This window comes from Janthinobacterium longum (assembly GCF_051380735.1).
In the GTDB taxonomy this organism is placed as follows: domain Bacteria; phylum Pseudomonadota; class Gammaproteobacteria; order Burkholderiales; family Burkholderiaceae_D; genus Janthinobacterium.
This window is the reverse complement of record NZ_JBNYXQ010000005.1, coordinates 62,143-75,170: the sequence shown is the minus strand read 5'-3', so window position 1 is coordinate 75,170 and position 13,028 is coordinate 62,143. Positions and strand designations below refer to the sequence as shown.

The following is a 13,028-nucleotide window of genomic DNA, read 5'->3' as shown; positions in this document are numbered from 1 at the left end:
CTCGATTATGTATATCGATTCCCACTGCCATATCAATTTCCCCGAGCTGGCCGCTCGCATGCCCGAGATTCTTGCCAAAATGGCCGAGAACAAGGTAACGCACGCTTTGTGCGTGTCGGTTGACTTGCCGGATTTCCCGCAAGTGCTGGCCCTGGCGCAGCAGTATCCGCATATTTTCGCTTCGGTCGGCGTGCATCCCGATTATGAGGACACGCCCGAGCCCTCGGTCGACGACCTGGTGCGGCTGGCGGATCACCCGAAAATCATAGCCATCGGCGAGACGGGGCTCGATTATTTCCGTTTGACTGGTGACCTGGAATGGCAGCGCGAGCGCTTCCGGACTCACATCAAAGCTTCAAGAATCACGCGCAAGCCCTTGATTATTCACACAAGAGCGGCCAGTGAAGACACCATCCGCATCATGCGTGAAGAAGGTGCTGGCGTGGCCGATGGCGGCGTGGCCGGCGTCATGCATTGCTTTACGGAGTCGCTGGAGGTGGCAAAAGCGGCCATCGACATGGGTTTCTATATTTCGTTCTCGGGCATCGTCACCTTCAAGAGCGCGAAAGACCTGCAGGCGGTCGCCCTGGAAGTGCCGCTTGAGCGCATCCTGATCGAGACCGACTCGCCCTACCTGGCGCCGGTGCCGTTTCGCGGCCGCATGAATGAACCGGGCTATGTGGCGCATGTGGCGGAATACCTGTCCAGCCTGAAAGGCATTCCTCTGGCCCAGGTTGCAGAGCAGACGACCGCTAATTTCTTCAAGCTTTTCAATCAGATAGCGTAAAGATCTCATGCAAAACCTTATGCAAAAAACGCTAGCGGCTGCCTTGGTATGCTGCGCCTTTGCGGCCCAGGCAGCGCCTGACCAGGCCAGTTTTTACCGCGCCGTATCGATCGACAACGCCCTGGCCGTGCGCGATTTGCTGCAGCAGGGCGTCGATCCCAACTTGCCCGATCAGCAGCGCGGCGATATCGCGCTGGTTATTGCGCTGCGCGACGATGCCGACAAGGCCTTCAAGGTGCTGCTGGAAACGCCACGCATCGACCTGGAAGCGCGCTCGGCGAATGGCAATACGGCGCTGATGATGGCTGCCTACAAGCACAAGCGCGAGGCGGTTGATGCCTTGCTGGCCAAGGGCGCCAAGGTCAATCAGAGCGGCTGGACGGCGCTGCACTATGCGGCCTCGGCCGGCGATGTGCCCATCATGAAACTATTCCTTGCGCGCGGCGCAAAGGTCGACGCGTTTGCTCCCACCAATATCACGCCACTGATGTTTGCCGCCCGCGAAGGGCAGGAAGAGGCCGTCAAACTTCTGCTCGCTTCGGGCGCCGATGCCAGCCTGAAAAGCAGCCACGGCTGGACTGCCACCCAGTTTGCGCTGGCGGCCGACAAGCCCGGCGTGGCGGCGATTATCGACAAATTCCAGCAGGAGCGCAGCCAAGAGCGCAGCCGCCGCAACTGAAGCAGCCGGCAACCATTTCCGAACTGGCACGCATTTGCCCCTCATCTCCAACGATGGTGTTTGCTCCTGATTGACGATAATGCCTGTGTCGCATTAATCAGGAGTCACGCAATGGGCAGTCCCTTTTACGCCAGGCGCCGGCTGGTTTGCCGCCGGCCCGCACGCAGCCCATGCGATGACACTGCTTTCTGGAACGACAAAATCGAACCGAACACGGAACCAGCCCCCATGAGGACACCCATGCTGAATGAACGCGAGATCGAGAGTTGTTATCTGGGGCAATTCATCCCCGTGCATTACCATCACAATATGCTGATGGACCAGAACCGCATGCATGGCTTCAAGTCGGCCATCGATTATGCGGTCAAGCCGGGCATGAAGGTGCTGGAACTGGGTGGCGGCACCGGCGTGCTGTCGTGCTTTGCGGCCGCCAGGGCAGACAAGGTATGGTGCGTGGAGTTCAATCCCGACATGGTCAGGGAAGCGCGCAAGATGCTTGCGCTCAATGCGAATGGCGAAAAGGTCGAAGTCGTGCATGCCGACGCCTTCGAGTACCTGCCGCCCGAGCCGGTGGACGTTGTCATCTGCGAGATGATCCACGTCGGGATGCTGCGCGAAAAGCAGGTGGAAGTGATCGAATCGTTCAAGCGCCGCTACCTGGCCCGCTTCGGCGGCCCGCTGCCATTGTTCGTGCCGGAAGCGGTCATCATGGCCGTGCAGCCGATGCAGCAGGAATACGACTTCGAAGGTTTTTATGCGCCCATCGTGCAATTCCAGGAAACCACGGCGATCCACCCTGGCGTGCTGGAACTGGCGCCGCCGGCCGTCTACAGCATTATCGACTTTACCCAGCCGACCGACACCTTGTTCGGCTTTGACGGCAAGTTTGTCGTCGAGCGCAGTGGTACCTTGAACGCCCTGCGTTTCGTGACCAAGAATATCCTGGCGGTGGTGCCCGAGCGGTCCACCACCATTGACTGGCTGAATCACTATATGTGCCTGCCGCTGGCCCAGCCGATGGCGGTGAAAGCGGGCGACGTGCTGCAAGTGAGCTTCCAGTACCGCGCCGGCGGCTCGATTCCTTCGCTGGAAGCGGCCATGAACGTGCAAGTACTGTACGACGTCAACCTGCAGCCGGCCGCGCAGACTGTCGTCTACGCCTGATGTTTTATTGCTGAAATGACAACTCCGCGGCATTTGCTCCTGCGGCGTTGTGCCATTCAGGGTATATTCCGTGTTTTACCCACCGGACAGCTTTATTACTATGGAACAGATCGATCAGCGCTACCTCGTGCAGCAAAACAAAATCAGTGACGGCGAAACCAGACCGCCCGTGTTTGCCAAGGTCATGCGCAGCAAGGAAGGCGTCTTCGAAGGCGTTTCCTTTATCAAGTCAAAAGAAAAAGCCACGGTGATGACCATCGCCGAAGCCAACCAGGCCATCAAATGGGCCACCAGCAAGAAACCCAACGCCCACGAATACATCACGAAAGTGATCTGCGTCGGCCAATAAGCCACGGCTGCAAGCGGCCACCGTTCATTCCCGTTTTTGGTCCCCTCGTCACGCCAGTGTGCATTGCGTCGCATTGGCGTTGCCACAACGCGCGCATGTTTTTATAGTGGTATCTCGGTAGCGGGGCAAGCGCGGCTTGCTCCGCACATTTATTTCGGGAGAAGATGATGCTGGGATTCGTGTTGTGGCTGCTGCTGTTGATCGTCTGCTGGCCGCTGGCGTTGCTGGCCCTGGTGCTGTATCCGCTGGCCTGGCTGCTTTTGCTGCCGTTCCGCCTGATTGGCATTGGTGTCGAAGGCGTGTTCGAATTGCTGCGCGCCGTTGTGATGCTGCCGGCGCGGGTGCTAGGTGGTGGTAGCCGTCGTTGATCCGTCGTTGAGCTTGCAAGGCGTAAAAACCCAAGAATGGCGGGCCGGAGACGCGAGCCCGAGAAAATGCCGATGGCTGCGTTGCAGCTCCTAACCGTACATGCGTACTGTTGTCGTCGCTGCGCCTTGCCCTCGACATTTTTCGGACCCGCTTGGCCCGGAGGACCCGTGCGGGCGACTCGGGCCTTTATCCGTTTTGCAGGTTTGCTGGTGGCGTAGGGGGCTAACTGAATTGCATCCTGCCTGTGGATCAGTAATCAACCATAAAACCGCCACCGATCGACTTCTGCGAATAATTGTAGTCGATCAGGCTCTGGCCATAACCGGAAAACACCTGCAGATAGCCTTTCAGGTTGGCCTTGAGGGGGAACGCCCAGCCGGCCTGTATCGAACCCTTTTTCTCGCTGAAGTTGCGGCGCATGGTAGCGGAAAACTCATGGCCTTCGTTGCGGTAGCTGACACGCACGTCGCCGTGGCCCATGTAGTCGATGATGTCGATATTGTCATTGTCCGACTTGCCATTGTCCAGGCGCTTCCAGACGCGTGCCGTGACGGCAAGATTGTCGTGTTCCATGCCCAGCTCTGCATACAGACGGTTCCAGCTGCGCGACAGGGTCGAAGTCTGGCCGTTGGACTGGTGCACCAGGCCGAAGTTGGCGTACTTGAAGTCCAGGCCGGCCAGCGATTTGTTGATCGGCAGGATCAACATCATTTCAGGCTGGTAGTTGGTTTCGCGGAAAGGACTCGATGCCTTGCGGTTATACGCTTGCCAGAAACTTTGCTGGGTGTAGCCCAGCCACAGGTCGAATGGCAAGCCGGCGATATCTTCCAGCATTTTCATCTTGAAGCTCAGCTGGTAAGTCAGTTCCACGTGCTGCGACTTGATGCCGCCAGGCGTGAATTCACGGAATGGCTGGTCGTTCGAGGCACTGCTGTAATTGGCCAGCAGCAAATAATTGTCGCGGTGCGGACGCAGGTTGAACAGGCCGCGTTTCGACGGTTCGTCCAGTTCCCACACCTGCGTCACGCGCGAAATTGGCGCTTCCGGAGGGGCGACGCCGCTCTGTGCGACGGCTGGCACGGCCGCGTTCACTGCAGCCGGGGTAGCAACCCCGGCCGGATTGGCCGCGGTGCTGGGCGAGACGGCCTCGGCCGCAGCGAGGGCGGCGCCGGTAGCGTGCGCATTGCCGCCGGTGGCGTTGGTCGCTTGTTCCGCCGCCTTGGCCAGAACGTCGAAGCAGCCCAGGCGGGCGCTGGCGTCGCCGAGCACGGCGCAACGCTGCATTTGTTGTTCCAGTTCGCCAGCCATGGCAAAGGCTGGCGATGCCAGCAAGGTGGCGATAATTATTTTTCTTGGGTCGATTTTCATAGGGCTAAAGAGACATGTCCGTAAATGCAGCGCGTTTTGATCCAGCTTAAATTTTGTTAATCTTATGCAGGCGAAAGTATAGCTGAAAGCGCCGTTTATTCGGGCCCTCCGGAGCGTGCAAGCCACCCGGTGTTGTGCGCATGGTAAACACCTGGCCGCCTGCTCAGTGCGCCAGATTCTGCGCAATGATGGTATCGGCAAGCTTCTCCGCGTCCGCCACCGGCTGGCTCAGTGTCCTGGTGGTATATAAAACTGACGCCACCATGGGCTGGTCCAGCGTCGCGCCTTCGGCATGGCTGGTGTCGACCGTGACGGTGGTCGACAGGCCGATGCGCAGTGGATGGGCCGCCAGCTCTTTCGGGTCCAGGGTGATACGCACCGGTACGCGCTGCACAACCTTGATCCAGTTGCCGGTGGCATTTTGCGCCGGCAACAGGGAAAACGCGCTGCCGGTGCCGGCCGACATGCCCAGCACTTTGCCGTGATATACCACCTTGCTGCCGTACAGATCGGTTTCTATCGTCGCTGCCTGGCCGATGCGGATATTGCGCAATTCCGATTCCTTGAAATTGGCGTCAACCCACAACTGGTCCAGCGGCACGATCGACATCAGCGGCGTGCCCGGCGTGACATGGCTGCCCAGCTGTACGCTGCGCTTGGCTACATAGCCGGAGACCGGCGCGATCACGGCGTTGCGGCGCACGGCCAGCCAGGCTTGCACCACGTCACCCTTGGCCGACAACACGGCCGGATGGCTGGCAAGGTTGACGCCGGCCACGCCGGCCTTGGCAGATTCGGCCTGGCGCTGTGCCACCGTCAGGGCCGCTTTTGCATCGTCGACTGCCTGTTTCGCATGCGCCAGGTCTTCACCGGAAATCGTGTGATCCAGCGCCAACGGCGCGCGGCGCGCCAGATTGCCCTGGGCAGTGTTCAATGCCAGGCGGCGCTGTTCGATCACGGCGTCGTACTGCGCCACGCTGGAATAACGCTCGCGCTCCTGGCGCACCACATTGCCCAGCCGCGCTTCGGCCTGGCGCAACGCCAGGTCCGCATCGATGGCGTTCAAGCTGATCAAAGGCATGCCAGCCTTCACCATCTGCGTCTCGTCGACGCGGATTTCATCGACATTGCCCGTTACCTGGGCCGACAAGGTCACCAGGTTGCCGCCCACATAGGCGTTGTCGGTGACTTCCTCTTTGGACAGCACCAGTTTGTAATACACGGCCCAGCCCAGGCCGGCCAACACAAAGGCGGCGGTAATGGCGATCAGCACGGTCTTGCGCTTGCCGGGATTTTCAGTGGAAACAGCAGTGTTGTCGTTGCTCATGGTCGGTTCTCGAATGGATTATTTGGTGGTGATCGTTGTAGAGGCAAAATCGCTGGCGCCGCGGTAGCCTCCGCCCAGTGCCAGGTTCAGCTTGATTTCCGCGTTCTGGCGCTGGTTTTGCAACTGCATGCCCAGGTCCACCTGGCCGCGCACGGTCATTTCCGCATTCAGCACGGTGGCGCGGTCGGCCAGGCCCTGTTGCAATCTGGCGCGGGCGTTGCGCAGCTGGGCTTCGCTGGCGCGCAGGCTTTCACCCTGCAGGCGCAGCTGGTTTTCCACTCCTTGCATGCGCGCAGCGGCTTGCGCCACGTCGCGCACCACATTGAACACGTTCTGGTTATAGTCGGCGATCAGTTCGTTGCGCTCGCTGCGCGCGCCACTCAACTGGGCTTGCAGGCGGCCGCTGTCGAACAGCGGCAAGGACAGGGCTGGCCCCACTAACAGGGTGCGACTGCCCGACGCCAGCAGCTTGCCCAGCTTGACCGCATCGAGGCCAACCGAGGCGCCCAGGTCGATATCGGGATAGAACGCGGCCTGCGCCGCCTCGATGCGGTTCAGCGACGCTTCCACCCGCCAGCGCGCCGCCTGCAGATCGGGCCGGCGCGCCAGCAGTTCGATGCCCAGTTTGCCCGGCAATTCATGCGGCAAGGCTTGCGCCGCGCGTGGCCGCAACTGGGCCAGCGCCGTGCCGTCCGCACCCAACAGGGCGCGCAAGGCTTCGCGTTCGGTAACGATCTGGGTTTCCAGCAAGGCGATCTGCTGCTCGATCAGGCTCAAACGCGTTTGTGCCGACAGATGGTCGTCGTTGACGCCAAGGCCGTTTGCGATGCGCTTTTCCTTGTCCGTCACCAGGGATTGCTGCAAGGCCACCAGCGCATGCAGATTGTCCATGCGGGCCCAGCTGTTTTGCATGCTGAAGTAGTGGCTGGCGATTTCCCCCGCCAGCATCTGTTCGGCCATCGCATATTCGGCGCGGCGCGCGTTGACTTCACCGAGTGCGGACGCGATCTGCGCCTTGTGCCTGCCCCACCAATCGAGGTCGTAATGGGCTTGCACGGCGACCGCCGCTTCGTTGTAGTAATTGCCGCCGACAGGCGCCGGCGTCAGGCCGTTGGCCGAATAGCGCTGGCGGTTGACGCTGGCGTTCACGTCCACGCGCGGATCGCGGTCCGCATGCTGGAAGTCAAACGCAGCCAGGGCCGAGCCGATGCGGGTATTGGCCACGTCGAGGCCGGGGCTCGATGCCAGTGCCTGTTCGATCAGGTCATTGAGTTGCGTATCCTGGAACTGGCGCCACCACTGGGCAGCCGGCCAGCCCTCGCTGGCCAGGTGAATATCGGCGGCCAGCTGCCTGGTTGCCAGGTCCTGCTGCGGCAACACATGTGTGTCGGGTGGAATGCTGGCGCAGCCGGCCAGGGCCAGCGCCAAAATTGTGCAGGAAAGTTTCATGAGAGGTAATGCGGACATAGGGTTACTCCATTGCCGCGTGGTCGACCACGACCGGCGCATTTTTCTTCGGTGGCTTGATCAACAGCAGCAGCGGCAGCACCAGGATGGTCAGCCACATCATCATCCAGAAGTCATCGAGGTAGGCAATCATCGACGCCTGCCGGTTGATCTCGGCATTCAGTGCCGCCATGCCCGGGCCCGTGGACAGGTCAAACACGCTGGCGATGGCCGGATCGTGCAGGGCCGGGTTGGCGATATTGATGTGCTCGGTCAGCGATGCATGGGCAATCTGCGTATTGCGCACCAGCAAGGTCTGCACCAGTGCAATGCCGATACTGCTGCCAATATTGCGCACCAGGCTATAGATGGCCGTGCCTTCCGCCCGCATTTGCGGCGACAGGGTGGCAAACGTGGCCGCGCTCAACGGCACGAATACCAGGCCCAGGCCGATGCCCTGGATAATGCCATTCCACACCACGGTCTTCGGCACCAGGTCCAGGGTGAAATTGGCCATCTGCCACAGGGAGAACGCGGTGATTGAAAACCCCAGGCCCAGCAGCACGCGCGTATCGACTTTGCCGGTCAGCTTGCCCACGATCAGCATCGCCATCATGGTGCCCAGTCCGCTAGGGGCTGTCACCAGGCCGGCTATCGCGGCAGGGTAATTCATCAGCCCCTGCAGCATCGAAGGGGTCAGCGCACGGGTCGCGAACAGCACCAGGCCGACGATAAAGATAAACAGCAGGCCGCTGACGTAGTTCGAATTTTTCAGCAGCCGGTAGTCAAGGAAAGACTTGCCGGCCGGGCGCAAGGCCGTGTGCGCAATAAAGTAGCACAAGCTCATGGCCAGCACGATCGCTTCGATCCAGGTTTCGGTCGACGAAAACCAGTCATTCTGTTCGCCCCGGTCCAGCAGCATCTGCAGCGCGCCGATCGACAGGCTCAGGGTGGCAAAGCCGAACATGTCGAAATTCATGCGGCGGTTCGGCGGGTCCTTGCGGATATAGCGCCAGATGCCATAAAACGCCATCGCACCGATCGGGATATTGATGAAGAAGACCCAGCGCCAGCTGTAGCTGTCGGTCAGCCAGCCACCAAGCGTCGGCCCCAGGATAGGCCCGATCATCACGCCCATGCCCCAGATAGCCATGGCCGAACCGTGCTTTTCGCGCGGATTGATGTCCAGTAGCACCGCCTGCGAGAGCGGCACCAGCGCCGCACCGAATACGCCTTGCAGCAGGCGGGCGGCAACGATCTCGGACAAGGTGCCCGACAAGCCGCACAGCACGGAAGCGATGGTAAAGCCCGCCACCGAGACAAGAAACGTCTTTTTCTGGCCAAAACGGTCGCACAGCCAGCCCGTCAGCGGCGTGGCAATTGCGGCCGCCACGATAAACGAGGTCAGCACCCACGTGATCTGGTCTTGCGAGGCGGACAAGCTGCCTTGCATGTGCGGCAGGGCCACATTGGCGATGGTGCCGTCGAGCGCCTGGATAATGGTGGCGAGCATGATGGAAATGGTGATCATGCGCCGGTTCAGCGTGGGGTCTTCCGAGGCGGGAAGGGCGGTGGCTGTGACGGAACTCACACCGATTTCTCCGTTGCCGCCTGCAGTGCTTCGAGCAATTCAGTGGCGGCCAGCAGTTGCTGCGCATCGACACCTTGCAGCAGCTCCTTGCGGAAACTTTCCGCTTCCTTGCGCACCGTTTCATACACTTGCATGCCCGCCTCGGTAAGCACCACCAGCTTCACGCGACGGTCCAGTTCGGATGGCTGGCGCTGCACGAAGCCGGACTTCACCAGCCGGTCCAGCATCGACACCATGGTCGGGTTCTCCACCCCCAGTTGATGGGCCAGCTCGCTCTGCGACGGTGCTTGCGGCGATTTGGCGATCATGGCGATGCACATCCAGCTGGCCTGGCCCAGATCGAGGTCTTTCAACCTGCGATCGATCGCATGGCGCCAGCCGCGCGCCGTCTTGTGGAGCGCAGCGGAGAAGCGCTCTTCAATAGAAATCATAAGGTAAGTCGTCTAATGGTTAGGTGTCTAACTATTATTTTACCATCGGGATATGGCGAGTGTGTGAGGATTTTTTGAATTTGGGGGATGCTTACAGATTGAGTTCAGGTGCCTGATTCGTCCAACCTGAACCGAACCTTCCTTGGCCCGGGGAGCCTTGACTTGTGGCTTGGGTCGCTTTAACCCTGGCTGTTGCCAGGCTTTGCAGTTGCTGCAGCTAATCTGTCGATGTAGCGGTTTGGATTCTTTACAAAACCGGCTGCCTTCGAGGACATCATTGCCTGCAGCAGCACCTCTTTTTCGGGCAAGAGCCGTTGTTTTGCCTGTTCGTCAAGGTAGTGGCAGTCAAGTTGCCTTGCCATCGCGCACAGAGCGTCGAGGACCTTTTCATTGTCTGCCCCGACATTCAGCCTTGCACTCACTTCCAGGATATCTGTCTCATCGAAGAGCAAATCCACACGCGTCCCGTTTTCAGTGCCATACACAAGCCAGTTCTCCAGCATCAACCAGGGGGACCCGAAGCAGGTCATCAAACTTTCCTGTATAGCTCGAGACTCGCTGACTGACAGCATCGCTTCCCCAGCAGTCACAAGGATCAGATCGAATTGCCAAGCTGCCATTTCTTTTTCCTTCTTGTGCTATGTCGGTGGAAGATCGTCGTAGGACTTCGGCAAATAGCCCCATATGCGCAGCACATCTCCGCGTACTTCGAACTCCATTCCAATTTTCTTGACCACTTCCGATATTTCTTCCGTATGGTCGATATAGGTACGTGCCAGCAGCCTGCCTTTTGACGGCTCCAGTTCTTTCAAGCCGATATCGAACCATTCAACCAGTGCGAACGGGAAGGGCAGGTGGCACAGCCACTCCACGTCCCAGCCGGAAGTAAAGCCTGTCACGGCTTTGTAGCGGTAGGACGGCCACCAGTCTTCGCGTTCGCGGAAGTAGTGGATCAACTCGTCCCATTTTGTATTGTTGGCGGCGCTGGCCAGGTTGCGTTTGGCGACGGCGGCACTGATTTTCTTGCGCATCGCATCGTTATGGCCGATGCCGGCAGTGGGCAGTTCATTCATGGTTGATCTCTGTTGCGGTGTTGTTGCGCGGTGTGGCTTCTTCATGGAACAGGTCGGCCAGGTATTCGCACAGGTCTCCCTCGGCAATGTCGTTCGGGACGATAAAGTCGGCCGGCCGGCGCTTTCCTTCGGCGCCCAGGTAAAACGCCCGCCATGCGCCGGGTGCGCCTGTGACGGCGATCAGCGTGCCAAAAATATTGAATTTCAGGGTTTTCATTGGCTGTCGCTTTGCAGGCCCAGCATCTGTTTGATCACCGGCAAAATCATCTTCCACGCCGGCGACGTCGCCGCAATCTCATCGTAATGACTGGCCCCCGGCAAGATCAGCACTTCCGCATGGTCGCCGGCCTTCACGGCTTTCGCTGCGTAATCATGCGCCACGCGCGGTGGCGAGATGGTGTCGAGCTCGCCGGTGATCAACACCGTGCGCGTGCCGTTGGGCATCAGGTCGGCGGCGTTGGTGTCGCTGTAGATGTCTGGGCGTTCCACGCTGGCGCTGCCGGCCAGTTGCCTGATGTCGCGCTCGCAACTGCTTTTGATCAGCGTTTCTTCATGGCGCAGGTCGGCCAGGCCGCCCAGGCTGACGATGTTGTTGACTGGCAGGTATTTCTCACGGTAGAGCGGGCTGGTTTTCGGCAGTTTGCTTCTTCCGGCGATCCATTGCACCAGTTGGCCGCCGGCCGAGTGGCCCATGGCAAGGATGCGGCTGGTGTCGAGCTGATATTGGCTGGCGTGGCTTTGCAGGCTGTCGAGTGCCGCATGCATGTCCTGGTAGGTACCGGGGTAGCCGCCGCCTTCCTCGTCGACGCGGCGGTATTCCACGTTCCACACCGCGATGCCCTGGCTGCTGAGGGCGTTGGCGACGTTGCGCATCTGCTTGATGCCGCCAAACTGGACCGTCCAGCAGCCGCCATGCACCAGCACCACCACCGGGAACGGGCCGGGGCCGCTGGGCCGGAACAGCTGGGCGTATTGCGAGGGGGCGGGGCCGTAGGCGATCTGCGCCGTGGCTTGCGGGCCGTTCAGGGCCAGGTAGTCGTCCAGGGTCATGGGGGCGGCGACGGTGAAATGAGAGGTTGCCAGCAAGGCAGCGGCGAGCAGGGAAGAAGACGAGGTCATCGGGTGTTTTTCGTCAGATAAAAGCAAAACAACACTCTAACATGGCGCTCATCGTGCAAAAACCTGCTTGCAGCTCGCATTTTTTAAAAAAACAGTATTTCGCATTGCTTTCTAAGAAACTTTACGCCATGGTATATTCCGGCTTCAATCTCAGCCTGATGGATACGGTGCACGCTCACGACATACAACACTTGCTGGACGCGGAACACCGGGCGCTCGGTGCGGTCGCCGCCGGTGCCAGCCTGGAGGACACGCTGGCGCAGTTGTTGCTGGCGCTGCAAGGCGATGACGATACTGATGGCGACCAACTGCACAGCTGCATCGCGCTGATCGACGAGGCCGACCGCTTTTGCGGCCTGTGCGCGCCCAACTTGCCAGACGACTTGCGGCAGGCCTTGCGGCATGACGACAACGGGCCCCATCCTTCGCCGTTCGGCGCGGCGGCGTTTACCGGCGCGCCCGTGTATTGCGGCGATATCGCGCGTGAACCGGGCTGGAGTGCAGGGCGCAAGGAAGCGATGCTGCATGGCTACCGCGCCTGCTGGGTCGCGCCCGTGTTTGGCGCGCGTGGCCATGTGCTGGGCGTGCTGGGCCAGTTCTACCAGGTTGCGCGCCACCCGACCCAGGTCGATATCGACCGGATGAACTTGGCGGCCCGCTGCATCTCGCACGTGATCGAACGGGATCGGCTGGAACAGCTAGCCGGCCATAACGCCGCGCTGGAAAGCCGTTTGCTGCAGCGTACGGCCGAGCGCGACCGCAGTGAGCAAGCCTTGCAACTGGTGGCGTTTGCCCACCGCCAACCCTGGCGTCCGCCGCTCACCAACCTCGGCCAGCTGTTGGGAAGCATGCAGGCATTGATACGGCGCGCCCTGGGCGAGCTGATTATTGAGGAAACCTTTGTCAGCGTGGGGCTGTGGCCTGTGCTGGTTGACCCGGCCCAGATGAAAAACGTGCTGCTGAACATGGCCATCAATGCGCGCGAGGCGATGGAGCAGGGCGGCCGGCTGACCTTTTCCGTCAGTAACGTGACCCTGGACCAGGCCGCTACGGCCGGCCACGCCGATGCGCTGCCCGGCCAATATGTATTGCTGACCATTACCGATACCGGTCATGGCATGGACGCGGAAGTGATCGAGCAGATTTTCGACCCCTTGTTTACCACCAAAGAAGAAGGCGAGGGCGCCGGCATGGGCTTATCCATGGCCGATGGTTTTATTCGCCAGAGCGGCGGCCATATCCGCGTGCAAAGCGCACCGGGCGCCGGCACCACCTTCAAGATCTACTTGCCGCGCTCGCTGGAAGGGCTGCCGCTGCGCTGAAGC

The 13,028-nt window shown here is 60.3% G+C and carries 15 protein-coding genes; 6 read left to right on the top strand and 9 right to left on the bottom strand.

What is annotated here, in order from left to right; all coding sequences use genetic code 11:
* The first annotated feature begins 7 nt into the window (after nucleotides 1-7).
* From ACQ4WM_RS14770 to ACQ4WM_RS14750, 5 genes are all read left to right on the top strand, one after another.
* Nucleotides 8-787, top strand: a complete 780-nt coding sequence (locus tag ACQ4WM_RS14770) for a TatD family hydrolase (protein WP_436547430.1) — start codon at nucleotides 8-10, stop codon at nucleotides 785-787.
* Nucleotides 788-806: 19 nt separating this feature from the next.
* Nucleotides 807-1,466 carry an ankyrin repeat domain-containing protein gene (locus ACQ4WM_RS14765; RefSeq protein WP_436547429.1) on the top strand — a complete coding sequence of 220 codons (660 nt, stop codon included), beginning with the start codon at nucleotides 807-809 and terminating at the stop codon, nucleotides 1,464-1,466.
* Nucleotides 1,467-1,706: 240 nt separating this feature from the next.
* A complete protein-coding gene (locus ACQ4WM_RS14760) occupies nucleotides 1,707-2,630 on the top strand; it encodes a class I SAM-dependent methyltransferase (protein ID WP_436547685.1) in 924 nt (307 codons plus the stop codon).
* A gap of 70 nt (nucleotides 2,631-2,700) precedes the next feature.
* Nucleotides 2,701-2,979 (top strand): hypothetical protein, encoded by a 279-nt coding sequence (locus ACQ4WM_RS14755; protein WP_436547428.1) that lies wholly within the window; start codon nucleotides 2,701-2,703, stop codon nucleotides 2,977-2,979.
* 167 nt (nucleotides 2,980-3,146) lie between these two features.
* Nucleotides 3,147-3,347, top strand: coding sequence for a hypothetical protein (locus ACQ4WM_RS14750; protein ID WP_436547684.1), 201 nt, complete (start codon nucleotides 3,147-3,149; stop codon nucleotides 3,345-3,347).
* A gap of 250 nt (nucleotides 3,348-3,597) precedes the next feature.
* Here ACQ4WM_RS14750 and ACQ4WM_RS14745 read toward each other — a convergent pair whose 3' ends face one another.
* The 9 genes from ACQ4WM_RS14745 to ACQ4WM_RS14705 all read right to left on the bottom strand — a co-directional run bounded on the left by ACQ4WM_RS14745 (nucleotide 3,598) and on the right by ACQ4WM_RS14705 (nucleotide 11,703).
* Nucleotides 3,598-4,716 (bottom strand): phospholipase A, encoded by a 1,119-nt coding sequence (locus ACQ4WM_RS14745; protein ID WP_436547427.1) that lies wholly within the window; start codon nucleotides 4,714-4,716, stop codon nucleotides 3,598-3,600.
* Nucleotides 4,717-4,879: 163 nt separating this feature from the next.
* Nucleotides 4,880-6,043, bottom strand: a complete 1,164-nt coding sequence (locus ACQ4WM_RS14740) for an HlyD family secretion protein (RefSeq protein WP_436547426.1) — start codon at nucleotides 6,041-6,043, stop codon at nucleotides 4,880-4,882.
* A gap of 18 nt (nucleotides 6,044-6,061) precedes the next feature.
* Nucleotides 6,062-7,492, bottom strand: coding sequence for an efflux transporter outer membrane subunit (locus ACQ4WM_RS14735; RefSeq protein WP_436547425.1), 1,431 nt, complete (start codon nucleotides 7,490-7,492; stop codon nucleotides 6,062-6,064).
* A gap of 22 nt (nucleotides 7,493-7,514) precedes the next feature.
* Nucleotides 7,515-9,020 carry a DHA2 family efflux MFS transporter permease subunit gene (locus tag ACQ4WM_RS14730; protein WP_436547683.1) on the bottom strand — a complete coding sequence of 502 codons (1,506 nt, stop codon included), beginning with the start codon at nucleotides 9,018-9,020 and terminating at the stop codon, nucleotides 7,515-7,517.
* 56 nt (nucleotides 9,021-9,076) lie between these two features.
* Nucleotides 9,077-9,511, bottom strand: coding sequence for a MarR family winged helix-turn-helix transcriptional regulator (locus ACQ4WM_RS14725; protein ID WP_436547424.1), 435 nt, complete (start codon nucleotides 9,509-9,511; stop codon nucleotides 9,077-9,079).
* Nucleotides 9,512-9,690: 179 nt separating this feature from the next.
* Nucleotides 9,691-10,131 (bottom strand): hypothetical protein, encoded by a 441-nt coding sequence (locus ACQ4WM_RS14720; protein WP_436547423.1) that lies wholly within the window; start codon nucleotides 10,129-10,131, stop codon nucleotides 9,691-9,693.
* 18 nt (nucleotides 10,132-10,149) lie between these two features.
* The gene (locus tag ACQ4WM_RS14715; protein ID WP_436547422.1) at nucleotides 10,150-10,584 is read right to left on the bottom strand and encodes a DUF6678 family protein; all 435 of its coding nucleotides are present in this window, start codon (nucleotides 10,582-10,584) and stop codon (nucleotides 10,150-10,152) included.
* Nucleotides 10,577-10,801 carry a DUF7661 family protein gene (locus tag ACQ4WM_RS14710; protein ID WP_436547421.1) on the bottom strand — a complete coding sequence of 75 codons (225 nt, stop codon included), beginning with the start codon at nucleotides 10,799-10,801 and terminating at the stop codon, nucleotides 10,577-10,579. Before ACQ4WM_RS14710 ends, ACQ4WM_RS14715 begins: the two co-directional genes overlap by 8 nt.
* Nucleotides 10,798-11,703: an alpha/beta hydrolase gene (locus tag ACQ4WM_RS14705; protein WP_436547420.1), complete on the bottom strand. Its 906-nt coding sequence runs from the start codon at nucleotides 11,701-11,703 to the stop codon at nucleotides 10,798-10,800. The genes ACQ4WM_RS14710 and ACQ4WM_RS14705 overlap by 4 nt, the downstream gene beginning before the upstream one ends.
* A gap of 128 nt (nucleotides 11,704-11,831) precedes the next feature.
* On the opposite strand from ACQ4WM_RS14705, the gene ACQ4WM_RS14700 reads away from it, so the two are divergent.
* Nucleotides 11,832-13,025, top strand: coding sequence for an ATP-binding protein (locus ACQ4WM_RS14700; RefSeq protein ID WP_436547419.1), 1,194 nt, complete (start codon nucleotides 11,832-11,834; stop codon nucleotides 13,023-13,025).
* Nucleotides 13,026-13,028 lie beyond the last annotated feature (3 nt).